General features: G+C 58.4%; 24 protein-coding genes and 1 riboswitch. Of the genes, 18 read left to right on the forward strand and 6 right to left on the reverse strand.

Translation table 11 applies throughout. The features are described 5' to 3' along the window. Positions 1-2 precede the first annotated feature (2 nt). Positions 3-794 (reverse strand): tRNA threonylcarbamoyladenosine dehydratase, encoded by a 792-nt coding sequence (locus DW796_RS05585; RefSeq protein WP_338134624.1) that lies wholly within the window; start codon positions 792-794, stop codon positions 3-5. A 460-nt stretch (positions 795-1,254) separates the two neighbouring features. Here DW796_RS05585 and DW796_RS05590 point away from each other — a divergent pair, with 460 nt between their 5' ends. The 3 genes from DW796_RS05590 to ettA all read left to right on the forward strand — a co-directional run bounded on the left by DW796_RS05590 (position 1,255) and on the right by ettA (position 4,093). Then, the gene (locus DW796_RS05590) at positions 1,255-1,533 is read left to right on the forward strand and encodes an autorepressor SdpR family transcription factor (RefSeq protein ID WP_117776433.1); all 279 of its coding nucleotides are present in this window, start codon (positions 1,255-1,257) and stop codon (positions 1,531-1,533) included. Beyond that, positions 1,526-2,230 (forward strand): SdpI family protein, encoded by a 705-nt coding sequence (locus DW796_RS05595; protein ID WP_118094516.1) that lies wholly within the window; start codon positions 1,526-1,528, stop codon positions 2,228-2,230. The genes DW796_RS05590 and DW796_RS05595 overlap by 8 nt, the downstream gene beginning before the upstream one ends. Positions 2,231-2,413: 183 nt before the next feature. Continuing rightward, positions 2,414-4,093, forward strand: a complete 1,680-nt coding sequence (gene ettA, locus DW796_RS05600) for an energy-dependent translational throttle protein EttA (RefSeq protein WP_118094517.1) — start codon at positions 2,414-2,416, stop codon at positions 4,091-4,093. Between the two features lie 61 nt (positions 4,094-4,154). Here the strand turns inward: ettA and DW796_RS05605 are convergent, their stop codons facing one another. Both DW796_RS05605 and DW796_RS05610 read right to left on the reverse strand, forming a co-directional pair. Continuing rightward, the gene (locus tag DW796_RS05605) at positions 4,155-5,462 is read right to left on the reverse strand and encodes a hypothetical protein (RefSeq protein WP_118094518.1); all 1,308 of its coding nucleotides are present in this window, start codon (positions 5,460-5,462) and stop codon (positions 4,155-4,157) included. 135 nt (positions 5,463-5,597) lie between these two features. Next, complete coding sequence (locus tag DW796_RS05610) at positions 5,598-6,551, reverse strand: hypothetical protein (RefSeq protein ID WP_118094519.1); 954 nt, start codon at positions 6,549-6,551, stop codon at positions 5,598-5,600. A gap of 248 nt (positions 6,552-6,799) precedes the next feature. Here DW796_RS05610 and DW796_RS05615 point away from each other — a divergent pair, with 248 nt between their 5' ends. The 11 genes from DW796_RS05615 to DW796_RS05665 all read left to right on the forward strand — a co-directional run bounded on the left by DW796_RS05615 (position 6,800) and on the right by DW796_RS05665 (position 19,296). After that, positions 6,800-7,636 carry a PRD domain-containing protein gene (locus tag DW796_RS05615; protein WP_117773911.1) on the forward strand — a complete coding sequence of 279 codons (837 nt, stop codon included), beginning with the start codon at positions 6,800-6,802 and terminating at the stop codon, positions 7,634-7,636. Between the two features lie 267 nt (positions 7,637-7,903). Beyond that, complete coding sequence (locus DW796_RS05620) at positions 7,904-9,328, forward strand: PTS transporter subunit EIIC (protein ID WP_117635424.1); 1,425 nt, start codon at positions 7,904-7,906, stop codon at positions 9,326-9,328. Positions 9,329-9,446: 118 nt separating this feature from the next. Continuing rightward, positions 9,447-10,658, forward strand: coding sequence for a hypothetical protein (locus DW796_RS05625; RefSeq protein ID WP_117773912.1), 1,212 nt, complete (start codon positions 9,447-9,449; stop codon positions 10,656-10,658). A 58-nt stretch (positions 10,659-10,716) separates the two neighbouring features. Then, positions 10,717-11,625 carry an AEC family transporter gene (locus DW796_RS05630; RefSeq protein ID WP_158550973.1) on the forward strand — a complete coding sequence of 303 codons (909 nt, stop codon included), beginning with the start codon at positions 10,717-10,719 and terminating at the stop codon, positions 11,623-11,625. A 183-nt stretch (positions 11,626-11,808) separates the two neighbouring features. After that, positions 11,809-12,078, forward strand: coding sequence for a hypothetical protein (locus DW796_RS05635; protein ID WP_117635421.1), 270 nt, complete (start codon positions 11,809-11,811; stop codon positions 12,076-12,078). Further along, positions 12,071-12,349, forward strand: coding sequence for a DUF4160 domain-containing protein (locus tag DW796_RS10800; RefSeq protein ID WP_117635420.1), 279 nt, complete (start codon positions 12,071-12,073; stop codon positions 12,347-12,349). Before DW796_RS05635 ends, DW796_RS10800 begins: the two co-directional genes overlap by 8 nt. A gap of 133 nt (positions 12,350-12,482) precedes the next feature. Beyond that, positions 12,483-14,471: an NAD(+) synthase gene (locus DW796_RS05645; RefSeq protein ID WP_118094520.1), complete on the forward strand. Its 1,989-nt coding sequence runs from the start codon at positions 12,483-12,485 to the stop codon at positions 14,469-14,471. Positions 14,472-14,589: 118 nt separating this feature from the next. Beyond that, positions 14,590-15,753, forward strand: a complete 1,164-nt coding sequence (locus DW796_RS05650; protein WP_006234344.1) for a pyridoxal phosphate-dependent aminotransferase — start codon at positions 14,590-14,592, stop codon at positions 15,751-15,753. 201 nt (positions 15,754-15,954) lie between these two features. After that, positions 15,955-16,905, forward strand: coding sequence for an L-lactate dehydrogenase (locus DW796_RS05655; protein WP_118094521.1), 951 nt, complete (start codon positions 15,955-15,957; stop codon positions 16,903-16,905). Positions 16,906-17,019: 114 nt separating this feature from the next. Beyond that, entirely contained in the window at positions 17,020-18,180 is a 1,161-nt protein-coding gene (locus tag DW796_RS05660; RefSeq protein ID WP_118094522.1) for an Mbeg1-like protein, read from the forward strand. A 111-nt stretch (positions 18,181-18,291) separates the two neighbouring features. After that, on the forward strand, positions 18,292-19,296 hold the full coding sequence (locus DW796_RS05665; RefSeq protein WP_022094136.1) for a nucleoid-associated protein: 1,005 nt from the start codon (positions 18,292-18,294) through the stop codon (positions 19,294-19,296). A gap of 247 nt (positions 19,297-19,543) precedes the next feature. Here the strand turns inward: DW796_RS05665 and dapD are convergent, their stop codons facing one another. Genes dapD through dapA form a run of 3 tightly spaced genes read right to left on the reverse strand, consistent with a single transcriptional unit; the run spans position 19,544 to position 23,345 of the window. Next, entirely contained in the window at positions 19,544-20,263 is a 720-nt protein-coding gene (gene dapD / locus DW796_RS05670) for a 2,3,4,5-tetrahydropyridine-2,6-dicarboxylate N-acetyltransferase (RefSeq protein WP_118094523.1), read from the reverse strand. 39 nt (positions 20,264-20,302) lie between these two features. Next, positions 20,303-21,043, reverse strand: coding sequence for a 4-hydroxy-tetrahydrodipicolinate reductase (gene dapB, locus DW796_RS05675; protein WP_233539678.1), 741 nt, complete (start codon positions 21,041-21,043; stop codon positions 20,303-20,305). Beyond that, a complete protein-coding gene (gene dapA / locus DW796_RS10635; RefSeq protein ID WP_118094524.1) occupies positions 21,036-23,345 on the reverse strand; it encodes a 4-hydroxy-tetrahydrodipicolinate synthase in 2,310 nt (769 codons plus the stop codon). The genes dapB and dapA overlap by 8 nt, the downstream gene beginning before the upstream one ends. Before the next feature lie 65 nt (positions 23,346-23,410). Continuing rightward, a riboswitch (Lysine riboswitch) is annotated at positions 23,411-23,579 on the reverse strand. Between the two features lie 145 nt (positions 23,580-23,724). Here dapA and DW796_RS05685 point away from each other — a divergent pair. The 4 genes from DW796_RS05685 to DW796_RS05700 all read left to right on the forward strand — a co-directional run bounded on the left by DW796_RS05685 (position 23,725) and on the right by DW796_RS05700 (position 25,962). Beyond that, positions 23,725-24,912, forward strand: coding sequence for an amidohydrolase (locus tag DW796_RS05685; protein ID WP_118094525.1), 1,188 nt, complete (start codon positions 23,725-23,727; stop codon positions 24,910-24,912). Between the two features lie 102 nt (positions 24,913-25,014). Beyond that, positions 25,015-25,296: a type II toxin-antitoxin system RelE/ParE family toxin gene (locus DW796_RS05690; RefSeq protein ID WP_118094526.1), complete on the forward strand. Its 282-nt coding sequence runs from the start codon at positions 25,015-25,017 to the stop codon at positions 25,294-25,296. Further along, on the forward strand, positions 25,268-25,609 hold the full coding sequence (locus tag DW796_RS05695; RefSeq protein WP_118094527.1) for a HigA family addiction module antitoxin: 342 nt from the start codon (positions 25,268-25,270) through the stop codon (positions 25,607-25,609). Before DW796_RS05690 ends, DW796_RS05695 begins: the two co-directional genes overlap by 29 nt. Positions 25,610-25,692: 83 nt before the next feature. After that, complete coding sequence (locus tag DW796_RS05700) at positions 25,693-25,962, forward strand: hypothetical protein (RefSeq protein ID WP_147351019.1); 270 nt, start codon at positions 25,693-25,695, stop codon at positions 25,960-25,962. Positions 25,963-25,991 lie beyond the last annotated feature (29 nt).

Consider the following 25,991-nt stretch of genomic DNA (forward strand, 5'->3'; position numbering starts at 1 on the left):
TGCTAGTCCAAGCGCTGGCCGTCGGCGCGCACGTGCTCGGTGCCGCGTCCGCTGATCTCTCGGATAACCTCGCCGGCGATCATCTGGCCCATGATGGGCGGCATAAAGCTCGCGGTTCCCAACTCGGTACGCTCGTGGATGTTGGAAGGGTCGCGAGGCTGGGTCTTTACCGATTCCTCGCAGCTAAACAGCACGTGAAGGCTCTTGATGCCACGCTTTTTGCACTCTTTGCGCATGATGCGGCTCATAGGATCGCGCACGGTGTCAAAGATGTCGGCAAAACGCAGGCATTCGGGGTGGAGCTTGTTGGCCCCGCCCATGGAACTAACCAAACGAATGCCGTGGTCCTGAGCATATTTGGCAATGGTGAGCTTGGCCGAGATGGTGTCGATGGCGTCGACGACGTAGTCGAGCTTGCCGTCCGTCTGCTCCAAAACGCTCGCAAAGAAATCATCGATGTTATCGCTCAACAGGTATTCGGTGCGCTTGATAACGGTGGCAGCGGGATTGATATCGCGAATCATGGCTTCCATAACATCGACCTTGCGCTTGCCGATGGTGCTGTGAAAGGCGATGGCCTGGCGATTGATATTGCTGGGCGCGATGATGTCCTTGTCCAGAATCACAAAATGTCCGATGCCGCCGCGGGCGAGTGCCTCGCAGCAGTTGGAGCCCACGCCTCCGCAGCCGAGCACCAGCACCGTAGCATCGGCGAGCTTATCGAGTGCCTCGCGGCCCATGATGATCTCGAGCTTGGTGTCGCGTGTCTCGACGAGTGCAGCAGTTTCGGTCATAGACATCCTCCGATGGGGAAGCGAATCGTGTTTTAGCTATCGCCATTATAGGTATTATCGCGATTCCATTTGAGCCTTAGGGGCTTGTTGAAATGAGGCAGGGATTCGCATAAGATGAAGCAGATGGCACCCGTTGCAGCGGGTTAGCCAACTCCCAAACACGTTTGTAGCGTGAGAAGTGGCCGTCTTCGCATTACGCGGGGGCGGCTATTTCATTCGACCTCCAATGTGGATGCCGAGCTCCACAGCCGCGATTACAAGCAACAACAACGTCAGGACATCGTCAATACTCATAGTCCATCTCCTTCTTGGTAAGAGGGAGCTGATCCATCTGCTTCTTGGCCCATTGTATCTAAAAACGAACGCATGTTCTATACGTAGTATCAAATTAGATAATTAGACAAACATCTAAATAACGAGTATAGTGTGCGCGTCGTGAGAGATAGTGAGAGGAGGTTCTATGCCGGGAGAGGGTTTTAAGGCGCTTGCCGATCCTACACGGCGACGCATTTTGGAGCTACTGCGCGAGGGCAATTGCACGGCCGGGGAGCTTGCCGAGCATTTTGACATTAGCAAGCCGTCGCTCAGCCATCATTTGGCGACGCTCAAAAACGCCGGGTTGGTGACCGACGAGCGCCATGGCCAAAACATCGTTTACAGCTTAAACACCACCGTCATGCAGGACTTGATTGGCTGGTTTATGGGCTTTACAGACACTGAAGGTGATGAGGATGAATAACGAAAACAAGGGCATTCACGCCACGGGGGTATCGCCGCGTGTATGGGCCATGCTTGTTGTGGTCTGCGCTATTAATGTCGCGGCGCACCTTATGGTGATGCCGAGCTTGCCTGCACAGATTCCCACGCACTGGGGAGCGAACGGCGCCGTCGACGGTTGGGGCCCTAGCTGGATGGCCTCCGCGCTCGGCGTGCTGCCTCTGGCACTTCTTGCAATGTTCTACGTGGTGCCACGCATTGACCCCAAAGGTGAGGCATATCGAACCTCGGGCAAGTTCTATCAGGGCTTCGTAATCGCCTTCACCTTGTTCATGTGTGCCATAAGCTGGTTGGGTGAGCTTACGGTCTGGGGCGTGGTGCCGGCGGTCGGTTCGGTCAACGTGCTGATTTCCGGTGCTATCGGTTTGCTGTTCATCGGCGTAGGCAACTACTTGCCGCGTGTGAAGCAGAACTATACGCTCGGTATCAAGACGCCTTGGGCGCTTGCCGATCCCGAGAACTGGCGCCGCACACAGCGCTTTGGCGGTGCTTGCTTTATGGTGCTGGGTGTTGGTTTGATTGTGATGGGCGTGGCGGGTAGCGTGCTTTCGAGTGAAGTCGTCGCCGCGGTGATTGCGGTGCTGGCGTTTGGTTCGGTCGGAGCCGTCTACGTCTACTCGTATCTGCTGTGGCGTAAATCGCAGCGAGCCGTTCGCTAAGGTTGCGGAAAACTAGCGTACGCAGTTCATAGTATGTTCTGGGGGACTTTTCCCAGGTAGTATTAGGGGCGTGGGCAACCATGCCCCTTTTTCGTTAAGTTTCAGAGCTGATTTCCTCATTTCGTTTCCACTAAAGCGAAACAAGAATAGGGAAACAGCAGGTAGAAAGGATAAAACAGGCAAATGGCGGAGTTTATCTACCAGATGTATCAGGCTCGCAAGGCCCATGGCGACAAGGTAATCCTTGACGACGTGACCCTGAGCTTCTACCCCGGTGCCAAGATCGGTGTCGTGGGCCCCAACGGCATGGGCAAGTCGACCCTGCTCAAGATCATGGCCGGTATCGAGGAGGTCTCAAACGGCGATGCCAGGCTCACCCCCGGCTACACCGTGGGTATCCTGCAGCAGGAACCGCCGCTCGACGACGACAAGACCGTTATCGAGAACGTGCGCATGGCGTTTGGCGATATGATCGCCAAGGTCGATCGCTTCAATAAGATCGGCGAGGAGATGTGCGACCCGGATTGCGACATGGACGCCCTCATGGCCGAGATGGGCAAGCTCCAGGACGAGATTGATACCGCCGACGGCTGGGATATCGATTCCAAGCTCGGCCAGGCCATGGACGCCTTGCAGCTGCCCGATTCCGACATGCCGGTTAACGTGCTCTCCGGCGGCGAGCGTCGTCGCGTGGCGCTGTGCAAACTGCTGCTCGAGGCTCCCGACCTGTTGCTGCTCGACGAGCCCACCAACCACTTGGACGCCGAGTCGATCCTGTGGCTCGAGCACTTCCTGCACAACTACCAGGGCGCGGTGCTTGCCGTCACGCACGATCGCTACTTCCTGGATAACGTTGCCGAGTGGATCTGCGAGGTCGACCGCGGCCACCTTTATCCCTACAAGGGCAACTACTCCACGTATCTGGAGACCAAGGCCGCGCGTATTGAGGCGCAGGGCAACCGCGATGCCAAGCTCGCCAAGCGCATGGAGGCCGAGCTCGAGTGGGTACGCAGCTCGCCCAAGGCTCGCCAGGCCAAGAACAAGGCCCGTCTGGCTCGCTACGAGGAGATGGAGGCCGAGGCCCGCGCAAGCCAGAAGCTCGACTGGACCGACATCCGCATCCCTGTGGGCCCGCGTCTGGGCAACAAGGTGCTCGAGGCCCATCACCTGCACAAGGAGTTCGATGGCCGCGTGCTCATCGACGACCTTTCATTCACCCTGCCGCGTAACGGCATCGTGGGCGTCATCGGCCCCAACGGTGTCGGCAAGACCACGCTCTTCAAGACCATCGTGGGTTTGGAGCCGTTGACTTCGGGCGAGCTCGAGGTGGGCGAGACCGTCAAGATTTCTTACGTCGACCAGAACCGTTCCGGCATCGACCCCGATAAGAACCTATGGGAGGTCGTCTCGGACGGCCTGGACCACATGATGGTCGGCGAGACCGAGGTTCCGAGCCGCGCGTACGTGGCGAGCTTTGGCTTTAAGGGCCAGGACCAGCAGAAGCGCGCCGGCGTACTCTCCGGTGGCGAGCGCAACCGTCTGAACTTGGCGCTCACGCTCAAGCAGGGCGGCAACCTGCTGCTCCTCGACGAGCCCACGAACGACCTCGACGTCGAGACGCTGTCCTCGCTCGAAGCGGCGCTGCTCGAGTTCCCGGGCTGCTCGGTGGTCATTAGCCACGACCGTATGTTCCTAGACCGCGTTGCCACGCACATCCTGGCGTGGGAGGGCACCGACGAGAACCCGGGCAACTGGTATTGGTTCGAGGGCAACTTCGAGGCCTATCAGGCCAACCGCATCGAGCGCCTGGGCGAGGACGCAGCCCAGCCGCATCGTATTCACCGCAAGCTGACGCGCGATTAGTCGAGCTCAGGTGACCTAATGAGAAAGGGACGATAACCTTGAGGGTTATCGTCCCTTTTTGTTACTTGGTAGAAGGTTCGACTTTATCGATGGCCCAGGTGGCTCCGAGACCGCCGGTGGTGTTGCGGCGGATGCGCACGGTGACTTCGTGGCGCTCGCCGGCCTGCGTGTAGCGCAGGGGGAAGCTTGCGCGGTTTCGCGCGGCCTCGATGGTACCGCGCTCGCGGGCGATCCAGTAGTACTCGCCGACGATGCCGAGCGTGTCGGCGCCGTAGGGGAGATAGGTCGACAACTGGTGCAGAAGCGGGCCGGGGCAGAAGACCTCGGTTGCGAAATCGACGGGGAAGTCCTTGGGGATGGCGGGCGCTGCAGGTGCGGGGGCTGGGGCCGCTGCGGGTAGCGAAGCCGGTGCGGATGCGGGTATTTGGTCGCAAGCGGCGGCGGGCATGGATTCGATGACGGGTGCGGGCTCCGGCGTTACTTTCGGCTTGATCTCGGAATCTGCGGGCTTCACGGTGACGGGTGCGTCTGCAACTGCGGTTTCAACCTCAACCTGCGTCGCGTTCTCATTCTCGACGCTCGACTTTGCCTCGATGGGCGTGGATGCCATGGTGGTGATGCCAGCGTTGGCGTTCTCGGGGTCATAGACGACCGTAAGCGAGATGGCAGGCTGCGGCGTCTCGGGTTCCGGCGTCGACTCAGTAGCGTCTTGATCGGCGGACTCGTCGGGTTGATTGTCCTCGGCCTCGTCGCCAAAGACATCGCTGTTTTGGAACGCGGGCGTCTCGGATTGGTCAGCGGCTTCTTCGGTTGTCGACTTGGGAGCCTCGTTGAGCTCCGCAGCGGCTTCCTGTTCTGACATGACTTCGGGATCGGTCATGGCGGCGATTTCGGTTTCGGCTTCTGCTGCCACCTCAATAGCGACTTCGATCTCTGTTTCGGGCTCGGGCTCCGGCACAGCTTCAACCGCGGCTTCTGGTTCGGGACGCTTAACGTGCTTGGGGCGTACAGCCTTGAGGTCCTTCTCGCCGCGCTTTTTCTTTTTATAGGACTGCTTGGCACCCTTGGCAGCCTTGGGCTTGTCCTCGCCTTTGGCAAGGGCGGTATCCCAGGCCTCGTTGGCGATGACGGTGGCATACAGGCGACCGCCCTTAAAGACGGTCAGCTTAATGCAGTCGTCGAGCTCCTCGAGCAGCTCGCGCGTGGACTCAAAGCCTAGGTCGTAAGCGGCCATGTCGCCGGTGGCGAGCGCCTCCTCGACCTGCGTCATAAACGTTTGCTTGCCGCATCCGATTGCATCGCGCAGCAGACGATACAGATAGATGTGGTTGCCCAGCGATAGCGTGGGCTTAACTATTGTCTTGCTCATGGCAAATCTCCTCTTTACACACCAAAGCATCTTACCATCGCACAGGCCTTGCCATCTCGTCGCCCAAGGCAAACGGGCGCGAACCGCTGTCGATTCGCGCCCGTTGTACAGGTTGCCTATCTGAGGATGCAGTGCCTAGTTGCCCGATGTCGTGCCTTGGCTTGAACTGTCAGATGTTGTGCCCGATGTGGTGCCGCCCGAGCTGTTAGTGCTGCTGTTGTCGGTAGATCCTGTGCCCGATGTATTGCCGCTCGTCTGGTCGCCCGTGCTCGGCTGCGAGCTGTCAGTCGTTTGGCTTGAGTCGGTCGTGCCGGATTGCGTACCGCTGTTGGCCGTAGAGGAATCGGTGCCCTGCGATTGGTTTTGGGTGTTCGAGGACGAATTGGCAGAGGCAGAACTGTCTTGCGTGTCGTCCGTCTGTGCCTGCTGATCCTGCGACTGGGTGTTGCCATTTGCATCGCTCTCGGTCGTGCGCGACGACAGGATTGGCTCGGGACGCTCGCCCAGACCCTCACCGGCAGTGGTGATAAGGATGGCGCCGGCGCAGGCGATGACCGCGACGATGGCGATGGCGATCGAGAAGACGATGACCTTCTTTTGCGTCTGGCTGCGCTCTGCCGCTGCCTTGGCGCGCAGGCTGTTGGGGGCGACGCGCGCCGTGGTCGCGCGACCTGCAACCTGACGCATCTCCTGCGTGGTCGCGGCGCCACCTAGGTGCTCCTCGACATTGGGTTCAACGGGCTCGTAGGCGCCGGCAGGGTAGTCGACAGCGGCATGCGTGCCCTTGATTGCTTCGGCGCTGGCAGAGATAAAGTGGCGGTAGACCTGCGAGGACACAACGGTGATGACCGAGCTCACGGCGGCGCCAATTACTGAACCAGCGATACCAATCTTGGAGGCAAGCGCGACGCTCGTGGCGGCAGCTGCGGCGCCGGCGATGATCTGGGGAATGGAAATGTCGTCAAACAGGCCCTTTTTGGGTGCGATGGCCATGGTCTGTCCGATGGAATGGTTCTCGTGCACGCCGTTGTTGAGCGATGCCGGCGTCATGACGCGCGTGCGCGGCGCGTCGGTATATTCAGTCGTCATACGGGGTCCTCCCGGTTCGTTTAGTGCTGCGACAGGTTGTTCAGCCCTCAGGGTACCCAGTCGGTGTGAACCGGAGATGGATTCGCCCGCAACACCATCAACTCACCAAAGCGCGAAACTTCTTCTCAGGCTGATCGAATGAAGACGGGGCGAATCGTTCGGATGTCGAAAGGAAGGTTGACCGGATTTGAAATCCCGTGGAATAATCGGGCTCGCGGCGCTGTTGCTTGCGCCGGGTAGGGAGCGTCATGAAAATACTTAAGCGGATCAACAACAATACGGTTATCTGCGTAAACGCCAAGGGCCGTGAACTCGTGGCAATTGGCCGCGGTATCGGGTTTCCCAATGGCCCCGATGAGGTCACACTCGATAAGATCGAGCGAACCTTCTACGGTGTCGACTCGCGCTACCTAGCGCTGCTCGACGAGATCGATCCTCAGGTGATGGAGTTCTCCGCCCAGATTGCCGATATCGCTCGCTCCAACATCTCGCGCGAGCTCTCGGCAAACCTTCCCTTTACCATGGCCGACCATATCGCTTTTGCCATCAAGCGCTGCCGCGAGCATATGTTTGTGCAGATGCCGCTTTCCTATGACGTGCAGCAGATGTACCCCATCGAGTACAAGATCGCCCAGTTCGCGCTCGAGGGCATCAATCGCGGCTTCAACGTTAAGATGCCGCGGGGGGAGGCGAGCGGTATCGCGCTCTGCATCGTCAACAGCGTGGTCGCCTCGTCTTCAAAGGCCAAATCCAATACGGTGCGTAAGGACGAGGTGATGCTCGAGAACTTCACCAAGATCATCGAGTCCGAGCTGGGGGTTTGTGTGGACCGCGACGGCTTTGACTTTTGCCGCTATGCCACACACGTGCGCTACCTGCTGGAGCGCGTGCAGACAGGAGAGCCCCTCAACACGGAGAACGGTGCGCTCTATGGGCCGCTTTGCGAGCAGCATCCCGATGTGGCCGTGTGCGTCGACCGCATGGCCGCGCTTATCGAAGAACGCTTTGACGCCGCGCTCGCCGATGAAGAGAAGGTCTACCTGATGCTCCATGTCAATCGCGTCTGCGCGGGATCCAGGTCCTGATTGACCGCTCATCGCCGAAATTCGACCGTTTGCCGGTTTCGACTTTCGTAAAAGCATCTGTTGGATGTAGTTTCGTAGTCACATAAGGTGTTATTCGAGAAGAGCCTCGAAGCATGACGTAGACAGTTCCCTGTCCGCTTTGTGCTTTGGGGCTCTTCTGTTTTTGTCTTCTTCTTGCTTTTCTCGATTTGCCTCGTGTCAGGCCTGCCGTAATCGGTTCTTCGCGTGTGCGCAAACGGGAAGACAGAAAAGCAAGGGAGTTCAGCTATGACTGACAATAAGAAAATCGCCGCGGACGTGCTCGAGGCCGTCGGTGGCAAGGAGAACGTGACGTTTGTTGCGCACTGTATGACGCGCCTGCGTTTTAACCTCAAAGATATCGATGCCCCCGATATCAAAGAAGTGAAGAAGATTGGCGGTGTGTTGGGTGCTCAAATCTCCGGAGGGCAGTTCCAGGTAATCGTGGGCCAAAACGTGCCCAAGGTTTATGACGAGCTCTGCAAGATCGGCGGCTTTGCCAAGCAGGACGCCATCGACGAGAACCTTGATGCTCCTAAGCAGAAGCTCACACCTAAGGTTATTGGCAATAACATCCTCAACTACCTGTCAAGCTCCATGGTGCCTATGATCCCCGTCCTAATGTGTGCTGGCCTGTTCAAGACCGTAGCGGTGGTGCTGGGACCTACGATGGCGGGCGTGCTGTCCGACACAAGCGACCTTTATGTTCTGATGAACATGGTTTATGACGCAGCGTTCTATTTTATCCCCATCTACCTTGGCTATAATGCGGCTAAGAACATTGGCGTAACGCCTGTCCTCGGTGCCTTTATGGGCGGCATTCTTATCGACCCGACCATGATTCAGCTTGCGACCGATGGAGCTCAGTTCTCCGTTTATGGCATTCCTTGCGTCGCCGCAAACTACACAAAGACGGTCCTTCCCATTCTTCTGTCCGTGTGGGCGATGAGTTATATCGAGCGCTTCTTCCGCAAATATGTGCCAGATACCCTTTCAACGGTTTTCGCGCCTTTCCTTACCATGGTCGTCGCTGTTCCTGTGTCTCTCTGCGCTCTCGCCCCTGTTGGTTCATGGGCCGGTAATGCCCTCGCCGCCGGTTTTGAGTTCCTTGGTACTTCCGGTGGTATCGCCGCCATCCTCGGAGGAGGTATTCTGGCGGGTCTTTGGTGCCCAATGATTATTACCGGCATGCATGTGGCGGTTGCGATGATTGCCATCGCTAACTATATGACTGTGGGAACCGACAGCTTTGTTTTGGTTGCGACGGGCGTTAGCCTTTGGGCGACCTTCGGCTGCGAGGTGGCGACCTGGCTCAAGCTGTGCGATAAAGACGAGAAGAGCATGGCATTCGGCTATTTGGTCGCAAACATTGTCGGAGGCGTCGGCGAGCCTTTCATCTACGGCATGATGCTGCGCTATCGCCGCGTGTTTGTCTGGAAGATTATCGGATCCTTTGTTGCCGGTGCGCTTGCAATCGCTCTCGGAGCCACGGTTTATACTGCCGGCGCGGCATCCAACTTCTTGGAGTTCCTCGCGTTTGCGGGCGGCGGGACCCAGAATCTCATCAACTTTGGAATCGCTGCTGGTGCAGGCTTCCTTGTGAGCGCCTTGGGCACGTATTTCCTGGGCTTTACGGCGGATGAGCTCGAGAATGGTCCCGTTTCCGAGCGTTAAGTTTTCTACGGCCTGCGTGTGACAGGACGCATTGGAAGGGCGTCCATGACGCCCTTCTCTTTTTGTATTTCTATTTCCGATGTTTGGGCGGCGTGTGCCGCGAAGAGTTGGAGTTGGAATGAACATAGAGTTTGGAATCTCGAAGATTGACGTAACACCCCAGTCTCCTTGCCGCATGGGCGGCTACAACAGAAAAGGTGCCTGGACGGATGTTCTTGATCCTATTGAGGTCAACGCTAGCGCTGTCTGTGTTGATCTTGTCCCGTTTATTCTTATCGAGCTCGATTCAATAATGGTGTCGAAAGATTTTTCCCTTTCGGTCAAGAACGCCGTATCGTCAAAAACGGGCATCGATTCGAGCAATATCGTCGTCGCATGCATTCATACCCATTCTGCACCATGCTATTTTAAGCTTGCCTACGAGGACACGTTACCTGAAACCGAATTGACGAGTGATTTGATTGGCTTGGCTACCGAGGCGGCGGTATCTGCATGGGCGTCCAGGTCGAAGGCGACCGTATCGATGGAGATGTTAGGCATCGAGGGACTGTACGGGAATCGAAATGTTCAGGGCGGTCCGGCCGATAAACAGGTAAGTATTTTCTCGTTTGAGGACGCTCAAGGTGGTCGCCCAATTGGAAAAATGCTGTTCATGTCCGCTCATCCTACCATCCTTAATGGGAAAAGCGCCGTCCTCTCTGCTGATTTGATTGGGCATGTCAGGCAGCGTTTGGAGAGGAAATATGGCTGTCCTGTACTTTGCGTCAACGGAACGTGCGGGGATGTGTCGACGCGTTTCTATCGGCAAGGGGAGGGAGTTGCCGAACTCGAGCGTACGGCTAACGAACTTTGCGCTCAAATTGAATCCAAGCGTGAGCGCGCGGCACTCAGAGTTGATACCCCGCGTTGGGGCTCTATCAGCATGAAGAGTGTCTACGATGCAAAAACAGATCCGGATTGGATCGAGATGACCAATCGGATAGAGGCTATGGATGCGAGCCCGATGCGAGACTTTCTCCTTAAGCGGCAACAGCTTAAGCTCTCGATGGGGAAAATCGAGCTTGAGCTTCCGAGCCAGTTTGCGGTAATTGGTAACTGCATTTTTATCACGATGCCATGCGATACGTGTAGCACATTAGGCTTGGATTTTAAGAGGGCGTTTAGCCAATACAACGTCTTTGTTATCGGCTATGCGAACACGTACTGCAACTACCTTGTGCCTCAGGAAGACTACGGCAAGTATTTTGAAACCTACAACTCGCGAACGCCGCGCGGGGTTGCCGATGCGTTCGTTGCGCGAATCATTCAGGCGGTCGGTGCCGCGCTATAGCAGGCGCTATAGACCATCGTGGTAGATGAACCGGTCAGGATTATACGGAGCATGTATTGTGTCAATCATTGAACCTCTCATCCAACAAGTCCTTATCATGTTTTTGCTCATGGGAATGGGCTACGCTCTAAACCGCTTGGGCATATTGAGCGAGCAGGCTGCAATAGAATTCGGAAAGTTGCTCATCAACCTTGTGATTCCCGCAATCATTCTCAAATCATTTTGGATCGAGTATTCGTTTCAGAGGATGTATGAGTTGGGAATGACCTTAATGCTGTCGGCGGCGATGTTGTTGCTCGCTTGCGTTGTTGCCCGCCTGTTGTTCAGGGGCCGTCCCATCGACATTTTTGCTGCGGCATTCTCGAATGCTGGATTTGTGGGAATACCCCTTGTTGAAGCGGCGCTTGGAAAAGATGCCGTGTTTTTCATCACGTGCATGATCGCTCTTCTCAATGCCATGCAATGGACATACGGGCAGTATCTGCTGTCGGGGTCTAAAAAATGTATGAGTCCTAAAGCGATCCTGACAAGTCCAATGGTCATGGCTTTATTGGGCGGTTTCTTGATTTTTATCCTTCGTGTCCCAACGGTCCCTCTGGCACAGTCAGTGCTTTCGTATATCTCGGGGCTCAACACTCCGCTAGCAATGATGACTCTCGGTATCTATCTTGCTCAGTCTGATTTGATGGCGCTCCTGAGGGCGAAAAGCTTGTTTGCCGTCTCATCGGTCAGGCTGCTTGTCATTCCGATTCTTTCGCTCCTGTTCCTATGTCTCTTTCCATGTGATAGGTCAATTAAGATGGCGCTGCTGATTGCGGCTGCGACCCCCACCGGCGCGAATGTAGCTATCTTTGCCCAGCAGCATAATAAGGACTATCGATATGCATGTGGAACAGTCTGTGTTACCACCCTTCTGTCTATGTTCACTATGCCAGCGATAGTGTCCTTGTCTCAGCTAGTGTTCTAGGCGCTATGCCACGCACCTGCGGATGAACGCTTCGTGGCGGTCGATTATGGCCGGGGCCCAACAATCCGGACCGCCGTCGATCGTGCTGGCAACAGATGCCATCAACTCATCAAGGGGGCTTGCTATCATTGGTGCACTAGCTTGATGCTAAACTGAATTAATGATTGCGAGGTGGTTTACGTGATGTACCCGTATATGACATTCGAAGATGGTACCGAGGTCATTCATTCTGACCTGATCACAGATGGCGATATCGAAAAGGTCATCGTGCATTTTGAACGACCGACGGCAGAGGGTTTCGACTCCGCTCGTTGCGAGCTGCCTTCTTACAATTGGACTATGTGGGAAGGGCGTTTCACCGACGAGGAGAAGCGAGGATTTGAGACTTTTCTGAGCAATAACGCCCATCTACTGTATCGCTACGCCGCAAACGGAGGAGCTAAAGTTGCCTAGCCTTTTTCTTATTGGCGGCTATAGGGTCTTCTTTTGGTCCAACGAAGCGGGCGAGCCAATCCATGTCCATGTTTGCAAGGGAGCGCCTTCAGATAACTCGGCCAAAATCTGGCTGACTCGCAGGGGAGGTTGCATTGTCGCTAATAACAAAGCGAAGATTCCCCGGAGCACGCTTGACGACCTCTGTGAAATTATCGCCGCTCAGCATGAATTGATTTGCTCTAAATGGAAGGCATTTTTCCTTGTGGACGAGATCTCGTTCTACTGCTAAACGCCATTCTGACTTCTCTTTTCAATTTTTATCATGAGTCTGCCCCACCAGCGCTGATTGAACTTGACAGTACAATGGAGGCGGACTTTATCGCCGCCGCTCGTTGCGGCTAAACGGATGTGTTGGAGCTCGCATGAACGATTTTCTAAACGGTCAAGTTAAGAACGATGGCTTTTTGCGCGTGGCGGCGGCGTCGCCGCAGATTCGCGTGGCCGATGTCGAGGGCAATGCCGAAGTTGCGCTGACGGCTGTTCGCGAAGCCGCCGAGCGTGGCGTTCGTGCGTTGGTGCTGCCCGAGCTTAACCTGACCGGCTATACCGCGGCTGACCTGTTCCATAACCGCACACTGCTGCATGCCTGCGAGGCGGCACTTGTGCACATCCTCGATGAAACCCGTGAGTTGCCGGTCGTCTTTACCATCGGTCTTCCCGTTGCAGTTGCCGAGAATATCTACAACTGCGCCGCCGTGTGCTGCGCGGGCGAGCTTTTGGGCCTCACGGCCAAGAAGTATCTGCCCAACTATGGCGAGTTCTATGAGCGCCGTTGGTTTGCTCCAGCGCCTGCGGATCCCGTGTGGGTTGAATTTGCCGGTCAGGGTCCGGTTCCGCTGGGTTCGGGGCTTGTCTACCGCTGCTGTGATGAAGGTGCCGAGGATATGGTGCTGGGCGTTGAGGTCTGTGAAGACCTGTGGGTGCCGGCGCCCCCTTCGACCGAGATGGCGCTTGCCGGTGCGACGGTGATTCTCAACCCGTCGGCCTCGGATGAGATTATCGGTAAGGCAGACTACCGCCGCAGCCTTATCTCCAATCAGAGTGCGCGCCTGTACTGCGCCTATGCCTATGCGGACGCGAGTGAGGGCGAGTCCACGACCGATATGGTCTTTGCGGGTGAGAACCTCGTCTACGAAAACGGCTCCAAGCTCGCCGCGACCAAGCTGCTTACCTGCGACATGGCCATCGCCGACGTCGATCTTGACCGCCTGGTTGCTGAGCGCCGTCGCTCGACGACGTGGACACGCGCGGACGATGCGCTGGAGGCCACGACCGTTGAGTTTTCGTTTGAGGGCGTGCTGGCCAAAGAGCCTGTTCTGCGCGATGCCTGCGATATCGACCGCGTTTTCCCTCGCGCGCCTTTTGTGCCGGCCGACCACGGTGATCTGGCCGAGCGCTGCGAGACTATTCTCAATCTGCAGACTGCTGGCCTCAAGACTCGCCTTGCCCATACGGGCACCAAGGCGGCCGTCATCGGCCTTTCGGGCGGCCTCGATTCCACGCTGGCGCTCCTCGTGACCGTGCGTGCGTTCGACGCCTTGGGCCTGCCGCGCACCGGTATCACGGCCGTGTCCATGCCCGGCTTTGGCACGACGCACCGCACCAAGTCCAATGCCGAGTCGCTCGCTCGCGACCTAGGCGTGAGCTTTCGCGAAGTCTCGATCCATGCAGCCGTGGAGCAGCATTTTAAGGACATCGAGCACGATCCGACCGTCCAGGACGTGACCTACGAGAACAGCCAGGCCCGCGAGCGTACGCAGATTCTGATGGACCTGGCCAATCAGGCCGGCGGTTTTGTCATCGGCACGGGCGACCTGTCGGAGCTGGCGCTCGGCTGGGCTACCTACAACGGCGACCACATGAGCATGTACGCCGTCAACGCGAGCGTGCCCAAGACGCTTGTGCGCCATCTGGTGCGCTATGCCGCTGATGTTTTTGGCGGGCGTATTGCCGAGGTCTTGCTCGATATCCTCGATACGCCGGTGTCCCCCGAGCTTCTGCCGCCCACGGGCGACGGCGAGATTGCGCAGAAGACTGAGGATTTGGTGGGCCCGTACGAGCTGCACGACTACTTCCTCTACTACCTGCTGCGTTTTGGCTTTGAGCCGGGCAAGATCTACCGCATGGCGCTCAAGAGCTTCGAGGGCGCCTACGACGTCAAGACTGTCCACACGTGGTTGCGTACGTTCTGCCGTCGCTTCTTTGCCCAGCAGTTTAAGCGCAGCTGCCTGCCCGATGGTCCCAAGGTGGGCTCGGTGACGCTCAGCCCGCGCGGCGATTGGCGTATGCCGAGTGACGCCAGCTCGCGACTGTGGCTTGCGCAGATCGACGCGCTCAATCCAATTGACTAAGGTTGGCTAAATTGAACCAATGCGGGGGTTGCAAGCGTTACACTTTTGCAATCTGATGGCCCGTATCGCGCGGCGCTCTTGTCGGAGCGCCGCGTTTTTCATATCGAAAGGTGGCACCATGCAGGCATCGCAGCGTCTCGACCGCTTTGGCGCGGAGGTCTTCGCCTCGCTCAACAACAAACTGCTTGCGCTGAAGGCTCAGGGCAAGACCATTTACAACATGAGCGTGGGCACGCCCGACTTTAAGCCGTACGACCACGTGGTCGAGGCGCTCACGCAAGCGGCCCAGGACCCCGAGATGTGGAAGTATGCCCTGCGCGACCTGCCCGAACTCAAGCAAGCCGTGTGCGATTACTACGAGCGTCGCTTTGGCGTTTCGGGCATTACGCCGTCTATGGTGCAGTCGTGCAACGGCACGCAGGAGGGCGTTGGCCATTTGGGCCTTGCCCTGCTCGATCCGGGTGACACCATTCTGGTTCCCGATCCGTGCTACCCGGTCTTTGAGGCAGGTGCCAAGATCGCCGATGCCAAGCTCGAGTACTATCCGCTGGTGGCGGAGCACAATTACCTGCCCTATGTGGCGGGTATCGATCCCGAGGTGGCCGATCGTGCCAAGTACATGATTGTGTCGCTGCCCGCCAACCCGGTGGGCTCGGTGGGCACGCCCGAGGTCTACGAGGAGATCATCGCTTTCGCCCGCGAGCACGACCTGCTCATCGTTCACGACAACGCATACTCCGACATCGTGTTCGACGGCGAGCCGGGCGGCAGCTTCTTGCAGTATCCCGGCGCGCTCGAGGTGGGCGTTGAGTTCTTCTCGCTCTCCAAGTCGTTTAACGTCACCGGTGCGCGTATCGGCTTTTTGGTCGGTCGCGAGGATGTGGTCTCGGCCTTTGCCAAGCTGCGCGGCCAGATCGACTTTGGTATGTTCTTCCCGATCCAGAAGGCTGCTATCGCCTGCCTGAACGGTCCGCGCGATGAGGTCGAGGCGCAGCGTCTGAAGTACCAGGAGCGCCGCGATGCCCTGTGCGACGGTCTTGAGGGCCTGGGCTGGGAGCGTCCCAACGCGCATGGCTCTATGTTTGTGTGGGCCAAGCTTCCCGGTGGTCGCACCGATTCCATGGCGTTTTGCGAGGAGCTCATGGAGAAGGCCGGCGTTGTGGTGACGCCGGGCGCGAGCTTTGGTCCTTCGGGCGAGGGGCACGTGCGCATGGCGCTGGTCCTGCCGCCCGATCAGATTGCTTTGGCTGTCGAGGCCATCCGCGAGGCGGGTCTGTATTAGAAACCTGTTTCGACTCGTCAATAGCTCGAAACCGATTTCGTGCAGTTATTTTACGAATCCTGCAAACAATTTCGGTAAACGGTCGATTTTTGGCTGCGAATAGGAGCATAATCAAAGTCCCGATTGGATGTATTGGGATTACGACAAGCCGCTCGGGTCGTTCCCGGGTGGCTTGTTTGTGGAGAGAGATGGGAGTTTCTAATGGTTAACGAGAAGAAGGTCGCTATTGTCGGCTGCGGTTTCGTCGGTTCGTCTTCGGCGTTCGCGCTGATGCAGAGCGGTCTGTTCTCCGAGATGGTCCTCATCGACGTGGACAAGAACCGCGCCGAGGGTGAGGCCCTGGATATCGCGCACGGCATGACGTTTGCCGAGCCGATGAAGATCTACGCCGGCGATTATTCCGATGTCGCCGACGCCGCCATGATCGTCGTCACCGCTGGCGCTGCCCAGAAGCCCGGTGAGACCCGTCTGGACCTGGTCAACAAGAACGTCAACATCTTCAAGTCCATCATTCCCGAAATTAAGAAGTCTGGCTTCGATGGCATTCTGCTCATTGTCTCCAACCCGGTCGATGTTCTGACCTATGCCGCCATCAAGATGTCCGGCCTGCCCGAGGGCCATGTCATCGGCTCCGGCACCGTGCTCGACACTGGCCGTCTGCAGCAGATGCTTGGTGCCCACGTCGAGGTTGACCCGCGCGATGTCCAGGCCTATGTCATGGGTGAGCACGGCGACTCTGAGTTTGTCGCTTGGTCCAGCGCCCAGGTTGCCGGCGTGCCGCTGAACACTTTCTGCGAGCTTCACGGTCATCTGGAGCATGAGTCTGCCGAGAAGCGCATCGCCGAGGACGTCAAGAACTCCGCCTACACCATCATCGAGAAGAAGCACGCCACCTACTATGGCGTCGCCATGGCCGTCAAGCGCATCTGCACCGCCGTCATGCGCGATGAGCAGACCGTTCTGCCCGTCTCCTCGCTCATGGTGGGCGAGTATGGCCTGTCCGATCTTGCCATCTCCATGCCGACGGTCGTTGGCCGCGACGGCGTCGTCTGTCGCGTCCCCGTGCCGCTGAACGATGACGAGCAGCATGAGCTCACCGCCTCCGCCAAGGCCCTCAAGGACATTATCGACAGCGTCGACTTCTCCTGCTAAATCAAGCTCGTTGGAGCGAAAAGCTACAATGAAGGCGTCCGAGTCCACACGGCCCGGGCGCCTTTTTGGTGCAAAGTAACCTGACCCCAATGCACCATAGTTGATGGGAGCGCCATGTCGGATTCGCCTAATTTTTTGACATATGCCCAGACGGTGTTTGATCCGTTTGAGGAGAGGCCGTTCTGCGCGGTGGATAGCCTGGTCTTTGCGTGGTTGTCCTATTTGCGTTTGCCGGGTGATATGGCGGAGCTGACGAACTGGCAGGGCCTAGACGTACGCGAACTGCTGCGTGCCGAGTGCTACCGGGACATGATTGACGACTTGTGGGATCCAGAGGGGAGCAGGGCCTTGTTGGAGGCCGTGGCAGCAAACCCTCGTTACCGTGGCGTGCACGTTTGCGGCTATCGTGCCGTGAGCGATGTGGTAGCGACAGAGCAGTTTGCAGCCATGGCGTTCCGGTTTCCGGCGGGGTTTAGTTATCTTTCCTTCCGGGGGACCGACAGCACGATTGTGGGCTGGAAAGAGGACTTTAACATGGCGTTCCGGTGTCCTGTGCCGGCCCAGGAATCCGCGGTACGTTATGTGGACGAGGCGGCGGATGCGATTGGCGGGCCGCTTTTGTGCGGAGGTCATTCCAAGGGTGGAAACCTTGCGGTGTACGGTGCGGCGATGTGCTCCGATGTCGCCCGCGAGCGAATCGAACGGGCGTATTCCCATGATGGTCCGGGCTTCGTCGAGGAGTTTCTGAGCGGCAACGCCTTCGCCGACCTATCCGGTCGAATCGACAAGACGCTACCTCGGTCGTCGATCTTTGGCATGATGTTCGAGACGCAGGAGGACTATGCCATCGTTGAGAGCACCGAGTTCAGCCTGCTGCAGCACAATCCCTTTAGCTGGGTGGTTGATGGTCGCGACTTCGTGTACTGTGAGCGCCTGTCCGCCGGTGCTCGATACGTTGATGGCTCCATTCGCGAGATGCTGCTTGCAGTTTCGCCTAGCGAGCGCGAGCGTTTTGTAGATGCGTTGTTCTCCGTGTTTGAGGCTACGGGTGCTGAGCGGTTTGCGGATATCACTGGGAATCTGCGCGAGAGCCTGCCCGTGATGCTCCAGGCTGCGCAAGGGTTTGACAAGGATACGCGACGCTTTGTCTCGCAGACCATCGTGGCAATTCTTAAGTGTGCGCTGCTGCCCAAACGTCCCGAGTTCAGCGTGCCTTCTAGTGGTAAGAGCCTGGCAGAACAGCTCGAGGTATGGCAGTCCGAGCTCCTGCGCTAGCCATTGGTGCAAAGCAACCTGTCCCCGATGCACCAATCTTCGATGCGCCTGGGGCGGGCTCGACCGCTATACTGGTTCGTGCTCAATTCAATCTAGAACGGAATGCCGTATATGAAAATCAATCACGCGATTCTGCATATCCTGGACTTTGACTCTGCCGTCAACGTTATGAGCCAGCGCGAGCTCGATATCGAGAGCCGTACCGTGCGCAACTTCGTGACCACGCATCTGCGCCGCGCACGTACCTCGGCCGACAATAAACGCGCCACGTTTGCCGAGAACTCTGCGTTTGGCGGCGAGCTCAAGGGCTATTTCTTTGGCGAGCGCGAGTTCGTGGATCTGTCGCAGCAGATCGCGGAGTTCATCTCTTCCGAGCTCACCAAGGCCGAGAAGGCTGAGTCCACCGACGTGCTCGTGGCCGACTTTGACGACGATGAGGATGCCCGCTGGTTTGCCGTCATGCTCCTGGGCTCCAAGCAGGCCTTTATGCACGAGGTAGGCCGCGAGGAGGGGGAGGTGCGCAACGATATCGCGCGCCACTACGCCATCCTGCCGAACCCCTCGCAGAAGGTGCCGAGCTATGCCATCGTGCGCGCGAGCACCATGGAGATCGGCTACGTAGACAAGAAGCGCAAGATTGCCGGCGAGGACCGCATGCTCATCCCCGATGGCCTGTTGCAGTGCGACACGGGCGTGTCGGGCAAGGAAGTCATCGACACCGTGACGCGCGTGGTCGAGGAGGTCGCCGAGGAGCACGGTGCCAACACGGCCGTCGCTCTCGCCAAGGTCAAGGCCGCCGTCGCCGAGAAGGTCGAGGACGACGAGGAGCTGCCGCCTTGGGATATCGTCGATGAGGTCTTTGAGGACGAGCCGGTCATCAAGGAAAGCGTACGCGCGGCACTGACCGAGGAGAAGGTGCCCGAGCGCGTGCCCGTGGAGCGCAAGCAGGTCGAGCGAGCGGCCGTGCGCAACCACAAGATCCGTACCGACACGGGCATCGAGATCAGCTTCCCGGCCGAGATGGGTTCGAACTCCGAGTACATCGAGTTCGTCAACGAACCCAACGGCCTCATCTCCATCGAACTCAAAAACATCGGCAGCATCGAGAATCGATAAGTTGCGTTACGCCTGCAGCGAGAAAGCGAAGGCCGAAGCCTCGGATGAGGGCTTCGGCCTTTTTACTTGGGGCTTAATTTCGCTACTGGTTGAGCATAAGTCAGCGAAAACGCCCCAGAGCGAGCAAGGTGACGTGAAAGAGGAGGGCATTGACCTTTTGGTCATGCCCGACGACTGAACGTCAGATTGCCGCTCTGGGGCGTTTGCAGCGTCGGCTAGTTACGCGGTTTGGTAAAACCGCGTAACCCTACAGTTGACGTAAGCCCTCTTCCAGGCCGGTCTTGCTGTCGGTCTTCTCGTCGCGCATCTTGATGACGCGGGCGGGGACACCGGCCACGACGGCGCCGGCGGGGACGTCCTCGACGCACACGGCGCCGGCGGCGACAACAGCGCCCTTGCCCACGCGCACGCCTTCCAGGACCACGGCGTTTGCGCCGATCATGACATCGTCCTCGATGATGACGGGCGTGGCGCTGGCGGGCTCCACAACGCCTGCCAGCACGGTGCCGGCGCCGATATGGCAGTTCTTGCCCACGGTGGCGCGGCCGCCCAGCACGGCGCCCATATCGATCATGGAACCCTCGCCGATAACGGAGCCGATGTTGATGATGGCACCCATCATGATGACGGCACGGTCGCCGATCTCGACGCGGTCGCGGATGATCGCGCCCGGCTCGATGCGGGCGTTGATGCCCTTAAGGTCGAGCATGGGCACGGCGGAGTTGCGGCAGTCGTTCTCTACGTCGTAGTAGTCGATAGAGTCGGCGTTGGCGTCGAGGATTGCCCTGAGCTCATCCCAGTCGCCAAAGACGGTCTTGCCGCGCCGCCCGCCGTAGACATGCGCGTCGCCCCAGGCAACCTTCATGCCGGGCTTCTCGCGCACGTACAGCTTGACGGGCGTCTTTTTGGGCGCGGTGGCGATGTAGTTGATAATCTCCTGTGCGTCCATCTCGGCTGCGTTGCTCATATGCTGTCTCTCCTTTGAGGGGGTATGGTTGATACCTGGTTAGGCAAACATGACCTGGTCGAAGGTGTAGAAGCCGGAGTCGCGGGTGACGAGCTTCTGGGCGGCGGCTAGGGCGCCGTTGACGAAGATCTGACGGCTCGTGGCGCGGTGGGTGAGCGTGACCTCCTCGTCCTGGCCAAAGAAACTCACCTCGTGCACGCCGGCGACGGTGCCGCCGCGCAGCGAGTGCATGCCGATCTCCTTGGGGTCACGCGCGCCGCACATGCCCTCGCGGCCATAGACGGGGTGGTAGCCTGCCTCGGGCTCGGCCTCGACTACGGCGTCGAGCAGCAGCTTTGCGGTGCCGCTGGGGGCGTCGACCTTTTGGTTGTGGTGAGTCTCGACAATCTCGCAGTCAAAGCCGGGCAGCTCACGCGTGGCCTGGGCCACTAGATGACGCAGGGCTGCGATGCCGATGGAGTAATTGCCGGAGTGCATGACGCGGGCGTTCTGGCCCAGCTCACGCAGGCGGTCCATCTGCTCGGGAGTGTAGCCTGTGGTGCCCGAGACCAACGCCGCGCCCGTGCGCTCGACATAGGCGACGACGGCGTCAAAGGTCACGACGTTCGAGAAGTCGATAATCACATCGGCAGCCGGTGCGTTCTCGAGCTCGCTCAAATCGAAGCCAATCTGGGCCACAATGTCGAAAACGGGCTGTCCGGCGGTATCGACAATACCCTCGGCGGTAGTGCGGATGAGCGAGCCCATGCGGCCCGTTCCCATAATGACGGTCTTAATCAAGCAGACCAGCTCCCTTCAGAGCATCGGTAAGTGCGGCTTGCGTGTCGTCTGCCATGGGGCACAGCGGCATGCGGTAGTTTGCCTCGATCATGCCCATCTGGGCGAGCGCTTCCTTAACGGGGATGGGGTTGACCTCGCTAAAGAGGGCGTTGATGAGCGGTTGTGCGGCAATCTGGATATCGCGGGCGCGCGCTACGTCGCCGTCCAGATAAGCGCGGCACATGTCGTGCACGAGCTGCGGCTGTACGTCGGCCCACACGCTGATGGTACCCGAAGCGCCTAGGCTCATGAGCGGCACGGTGAGTGCATCCTCGCCCGAGTACATGCGGAAGTCATCGGACAGCAGGTGGGCGATCTTGGCCGCGTAGGCGACGTTGCCCGAGGCCTCCTTGATGCCGATGATGTTGGGGTGCGCGGCCAAGCGCTCTACGTTGCGCTCGCTGATACCGCAGCCACAGCGGCCGGGGATGTTGTACAGGATGCAGGGGATGTCCACGGCATCGGCGACGGTCTTAAAGTGCTGGTAGATGCCCTCTTCGTTAGACTTGTTGTAGTAGGGGGTAATGAGCAGCAGGCCGTCGGCGCCCAGGCCTTGGTAAGTGAGCGACTTGGTGAGCATGGTTTGCGTGGAGTTGGAGCCCGAGCCGGCGATGACGGGGACGCGTCCTGCAACATGCTTGACAACGGCGGCGACGACGGAGTTGTCTTCGTCATCGGTCATCGTGGCGCTCTCTCCGGTGGTGCCCAGGGTGAGGATGGCGTCAGTGCCATTTTGCAGGTGGAAATCGATAAGGCGCCCGAGTGCGTCAAAGTCGACACTGCCGTCCTTTTTAAACGGCGTGACAAGGGCGACGATTGAACCCTCGAGATTGCGGATGTCCATGTTCTTCTCCTTCGCTTCCGCGATCTGGATGCGTTTGTTCCACTGAGCGGCGACGGCCAGGCGCTCGTCCTGGGTACGATGGCGGGCGGTATCGGCGCGCGACTTGGCCAGCAGCTCGCGGCCGCACGGCAGCACGTCGAGCGTGGCAAAGTAATCGCCCGGGCGCTCGGCACGGCGGATGAGGTCTGCCGAGCCATCGGGGCGCAGCAGTACCTCGGCGGAGCGCAGGCGCCCGTTGTAGTTGTAGCCCATGGAGTAGCCATGGGCGCCCGTGTCGTGAATCACGAGCAGGTCTCCCATGTCGATATGCGGCAGCTGGCGATCGATGGCGAACTTGTCGTTGTTCTCGCACAGGTTGCCCGTGATGTCGTAGGTGTCCGTGACGGGTGCTACGGTCTTGTCGGCGCCTCCCGGCTGGCCCATCACCGTAATGTGGTGGTAGGCGCCATACATGGCGGGGCGGATCAGGTCGACGGCACTTGCATCGACACCGATATAGTCCTTGTAGATCTGCTTCTCATGGATGGCACGGGTGACTAGGCAGCCGTAGGGGCCCATCATAAAGCGGCCCATCTCGGTGCAGATGGCCACGTCGCCCATGCCAGCGGGAACCAGGATCTCGTCGTAGGCCGCGTGCACTCCCTCGCTGATGGCGTGGACGTCGTTGGCCTGCTGCTCGGGCAGATAGGGGATGCCGACGCCGCCGGACAGGTTGATGAAGGCGACGTGTGCGCCGGTCTCGCGCTCCAGGCGCACGGCAAGCTCAAAGAGGATGCGCGCGAGTTTGGGATAGTAGTCGTTGGTGACGGTGTTGCTGGCAAGGAATGCGTGGATGCCAAAGTCCTCAGCGCCCTTGGCCTTGAGCATGTGGAAGGCCTCGAAGAGCTGCTCGGTGGTCATGCCGTACTTGGAGTCGCCTGGGTTGTCCATGATGCCGTTGGAGAGCTGGAACAGGCCGCCCGGATTAAAGCGGCAGCTGACCGTCTTGGGGATGGGGCCGGCGACGCGCTCAAAGAACTCGATGTGGCTGATATCGTCAAAGTTGACGATAGCGCCCAGCTTGTCGGCAAGTTCAAAGTCCGCTGCCGGCGTGTCATTGGACGAGAACATGATGTCGTGCCCCGTGATGCCCAACGAGCGGGCGATCATGAGCTCGGTATAGCTCGAGCAATCGCAGCCGCAGCCGTATTCGTTGAGAATAGAGATGAGCGCCGGGTTGGGATTGGCCTTGACGGCAAAGTATTCCTTAAAGCCGGGGTTCCATGCAAAGGCGTCGCGCACCTCTTGCATATTGCGGCGGATGCCCGCCTCGTCATATAGATGAAACGGAGTGGGGAACTGCTCGACGATATGCTCGAGCGTCTCCTTGTCTACAAACGGCTGCTTGGCCGCATATGCCTCGTTGGGAGTTAGTGCCATGTCCCGTAAACCTCGCTATCCAGACGGCGCTACCTGCGCATCGAATCCGCATAGCGTGGACCCAATGTCCGGATAGCGCTCCCGCATTGCTGCAGACAGTCCTGCGGGTGTTTCCCGCAGGCCCACCAGGCTGTTCGTGCCCGAAAAACCCAGTTCGGCGGGTTTCGCCTCCCCGCGGGGTCAAAGCCTGCCGGCTCGCCCGCGGCTCTTCGTGCCCGCGCCTCTATCAAGTGGTAACGACCCTACCACGTTGCACTTTACCAAACAAGAGTATTCGTATATAACGTTTAAAAAATGCAGGGATATGCTGGAAATAAGGGTGTAGCAATCTTGCGGCACAATAGATAGCAGCCGACGCGCACCTACGAAAGGAACCAATATGGCCGAGCTCCAAGAACTCCGTCGCTACCGCCGCGACTTGCACAGGATCCCGGAGCTCGACTTCGATCTTCCGCAGACGATCGCCTATATCGAGGGCGTGTTGGCACCGCTCACCTGCGATGTGACCCATCCGTGCCCCGGCTGCGTCTGCGCTTTCTTCGACGCTGGCGTTGGCGCCGCGCATGCCACGGCGATTCGCGGCGATATGGATGCGCTGCCCATTGCCGAGGCAACGGGGGCAGCGTTCGCTTCGACCCATCCCGGCAAGATGCATGCTTGCGGGCACGATGGACACATGGCCATGGCGCTTTCGGCGGCAACCTTTGTCGACCGTACGATCCGTGAGCAGCCGGGCGCCATTAAGCGCAATGTGCTCTTTGTGTTTCAGCCGGCCGAGGAGACGACTGGTGGTGCCAAGACGGTGTGCGAGAGCGGCGTGTTCGAGCGCTACGGGGTGGATCGCATCTTCGGCTTCCACGTGTGGCCCGATCTGCCCGCCGGCACGTTGGCGAGCTGCTCCGGTCCGTTGCTGGTGCGTTCGAGTGAGACACACATTCATATCCATGGCACGAGCATCCATATCGCTAAGACCTATGGCGTTCCGGTCGAGGAGTCGCACGATGCGGCGCTGGCGGCTGCCAAGTTCTTGGTTTCCGAGCGCGAGCTCATGGACGAGTTGGGTGTCGACGAGCCCTGCATTGGTAAGTTCGGCCTGCTGCAGGCCGGCACCGTCTGCAATGCGGTGGCGGGGGAGGCCCATGTTGCCGGCAGCCTACGTGTGTTTACGGACGACATGTTCGACCGCGCGCGCGAGGGCGTGCGCCGCGTGCTGGACGATGCCTGCGTCGCAACGGGCTGCACATATGACCTCGATTTTGCCGAGGGCTATCCGCCGGTCGATAACGATCCCGAGCTGTTCGCCCACATTGCGCCTGTCTTGTCCGAGCTGCAACTCGTGGATGAGCCTTTGCTGATTGCCGAGGACTTCGCTTTCTATCAGCGCCATCTGCCAGGCGTGTTCTTCTTGCTGGGCACGGGCGTGCCAGAGGGCCAAGACAACCCGAGTGATTCGGATGGCTGCCCCGCCTATGCAACAAGCGCCCTGCATACCGATAGCATGCTCTTTGACGAGGAAATCCTACTCAAGGGCCTCGATGTCTACAAACGATTGCTTTTGCTTGACTAAGGCGTGAAGGACTATTTGTTCTAGATAATACGAACAAATGTACGATATAATAGAGATGTAAGTCTATAGAAACGTTTGACGTTACTAACGTAAGGCGATACTATGATTGCATCGTATAAAGATGAGGATACCGAACGCTTTGCCATGGGTGTGCGGGTCAGGAAGTTCGTGCCTTTTGAGCGTGTTGCGTTGAGGAAGATTCGCCAACTGCAGGTTTGTGCATCGCTTGATGATCTTCGCGTTCCACCAGGCAACCGCCTAGAAGCTTTGAAGGGCGATCGTGCCGGTCAATATAGCATCCGTGTTAACGAGCGCTATCGGGTCTGTTTTGAGTGGAGACAGGGGATGGCTTGGAATGTCGAAATCGTCGATTATCACAAGTGATGAGACTGCGTCCGATTTGCTGCCGCCGGTGACTCCTGGTGAGCTTCTCAAAGAGGATTTTCTTGTCCCCATGGGCATTTCGCAATATCGCCTTGCTAAGGAGACCGGGATTCCGGCCCAGCGCATTGGGCAGATTATCTTGGGAAGGCGTCGCGTGACGGCCGACACCGACCTTCGCCTTTGTCGCTACTTTGGTCTGACGGATGGTTATTGGCTGCGCGCCCAGATAGCGTTTGATCTCGAGGCGGAGAAGAGGCGCATCGAACCGGAACTGGATAAGATCGTTCCTGTTCAGCAGGCTATAGCATTGTAGTGTTCAAAGATGTTGAGGTTGGAGTGACGATGGGGCGACGCCGACAATCTGCCGTTTATAGTCCCGGTGGGTGTGGATGCGGCTTGTTATTGCTTCCGGTTATTGCCGTGAGCATTGGCGTGATGTTTGCGCTTGCCGGGTTGGCAGCAGCGGCACTCGTGCTGTTGATTGTGGCCATTGGCGTGACGATCTGGCTGTGTCGTTCTCGCGAACAGCGCCGTGCCGAAGGCAAGAGCAATGTTGGATGGACCATCTTTTTGGTTATTGCCTATCTGCTGAGCATCAGTTACCTGGCGTTCTTTATCCTGCTGCTCATTAGCACCTTTACCGGGGAATCCGTCACGGTGGGTTGATATACTGCCAGCGGACGGTCGCGCAAAGC

Origin of the sequence: Collinsella sp. AM31-2AC (assembly GCF_003469285.1) — a bacterium.
Lineage (GTDB): Bacteria > Actinomycetota > Coriobacteriia > Coriobacteriales > Coriobacteriaceae > Collinsella > Collinsella aerofaciens_AT.

Excerpts from the sequence above, each read along its gene's own strand:
- dapA (WP_118094524.1), bottom strand. The coding sequence starts at position 23,345 with ATGGCACTAACTCCCAACGAGGCATATGCGGCCAAGCAGCCGTTTGTA.
- DW796_RS05655 (WP_118094521.1), top strand. The coding sequence starts at position 15,955 with ATGGTTAACGAGAAGAAGGTCGCTATTGTCGGCTGCGGTTTCGTCGGT.
- DW796_RS05690 (WP_118094526.1), top strand. The coding sequence starts at position 25,015 with ATGATTGCATCGTATAAAGATGAGGATACCGAACGCTTTGCCATGGGT.
- DW796_RS05645 (WP_118094520.1), top strand. The coding sequence starts at position 12,483 with ATGAACGATTTTCTAAACGGTCAAGTTAAGAACGATGGCTTTTTGCGC.
- DW796_RS05585 (WP_338134624.1), bottom strand. The coding sequence starts at position 794 with ATGACCGAAACTGCTGCACTCGTCGAGACACGCGACACCAAGCTCGAG.
- DW796_RS05665 (WP_022094136.1), top strand. The coding sequence starts at position 18,292 with ATGAAAATCAATCACGCGATTCTGCATATCCTGGACTTTGACTCTGCC.
- DW796_RS05625 (WP_117773912.1), top strand. The coding sequence starts at position 9,447 with ATGAACATAGAGTTTGGAATCTCGAAGATTGACGTAACACCCCAGTCT.
- DW796_RS05605 (WP_118094518.1), bottom strand. The coding sequence starts at position 5,462 with ATGAGCAAGACAATAGTTAAGCCCACGCTATCGCTGGGCAACCACATC.
- DW796_RS05685 (WP_118094525.1), top strand. The coding sequence starts at position 23,725 with ATGGCCGAGCTCCAAGAACTCCGTCGCTACCGCCGCGACTTGCACAGG.
- dapD (WP_118094523.1), bottom strand. The coding sequence starts at position 20,263 with ATGAGCAACGCAGCCGAGATGGACGCACAGGAGATTATCAACTACATC.
- DW796_RS05695 (WP_118094527.1), top strand. The coding sequence starts at position 25,268 with ATGTCGAAATCGTCGATTATCACAAGTGATGAGACTGCGTCCGATTTG.
- DW796_RS05615 (WP_117773911.1), top strand. The coding sequence starts at position 6,800 with ATGAAAATACTTAAGCGGATCAACAACAATACGGTTATCTGCGTAAAC.
- DW796_RS05635 (WP_117635421.1), top strand. The coding sequence starts at position 11,809 with ATGTACCCGTATATGACATTCGAAGATGGTACCGAGGTCATTCATTCT.
- DW796_RS05610 (WP_118094519.1), bottom strand. The coding sequence starts at position 6,551 with ATGACGACTGAATATACCGACGCGCCGCGCACGCGCGTCATGACGCCG.
- DW796_RS05590 (WP_117776433.1), top strand. The coding sequence starts at position 1,255 with ATGCCGGGAGAGGGTTTTAAGGCGCTTGCCGATCCTACACGGCGACGC.
- ettA (WP_118094517.1), top strand. The coding sequence starts at position 2,414 with ATGGCGGAGTTTATCTACCAGATGTATCAGGCTCGCAAGGCCCATGGC.
- DW796_RS05650 (WP_006234344.1), top strand. The coding sequence starts at position 14,590 with ATGCAGGCATCGCAGCGTCTCGACCGCTTTGGCGCGGAGGTCTTCGCC.
- DW796_RS05595 (WP_118094516.1), top strand. The coding sequence starts at position 1,526 with ATGAATAACGAAAACAAGGGCATTCACGCCACGGGGGTATCGCCGCGT.
- DW796_RS05660 (WP_118094522.1), top strand. The coding sequence starts at position 17,020 with ATGTCGGATTCGCCTAATTTTTTGACATATGCCCAGACGGTGTTTGAT.
- DW796_RS05620 (WP_117635424.1), top strand. The coding sequence starts at position 7,904 with ATGACTGACAATAAGAAAATCGCCGCGGACGTGCTCGAGGCCGTCGGT.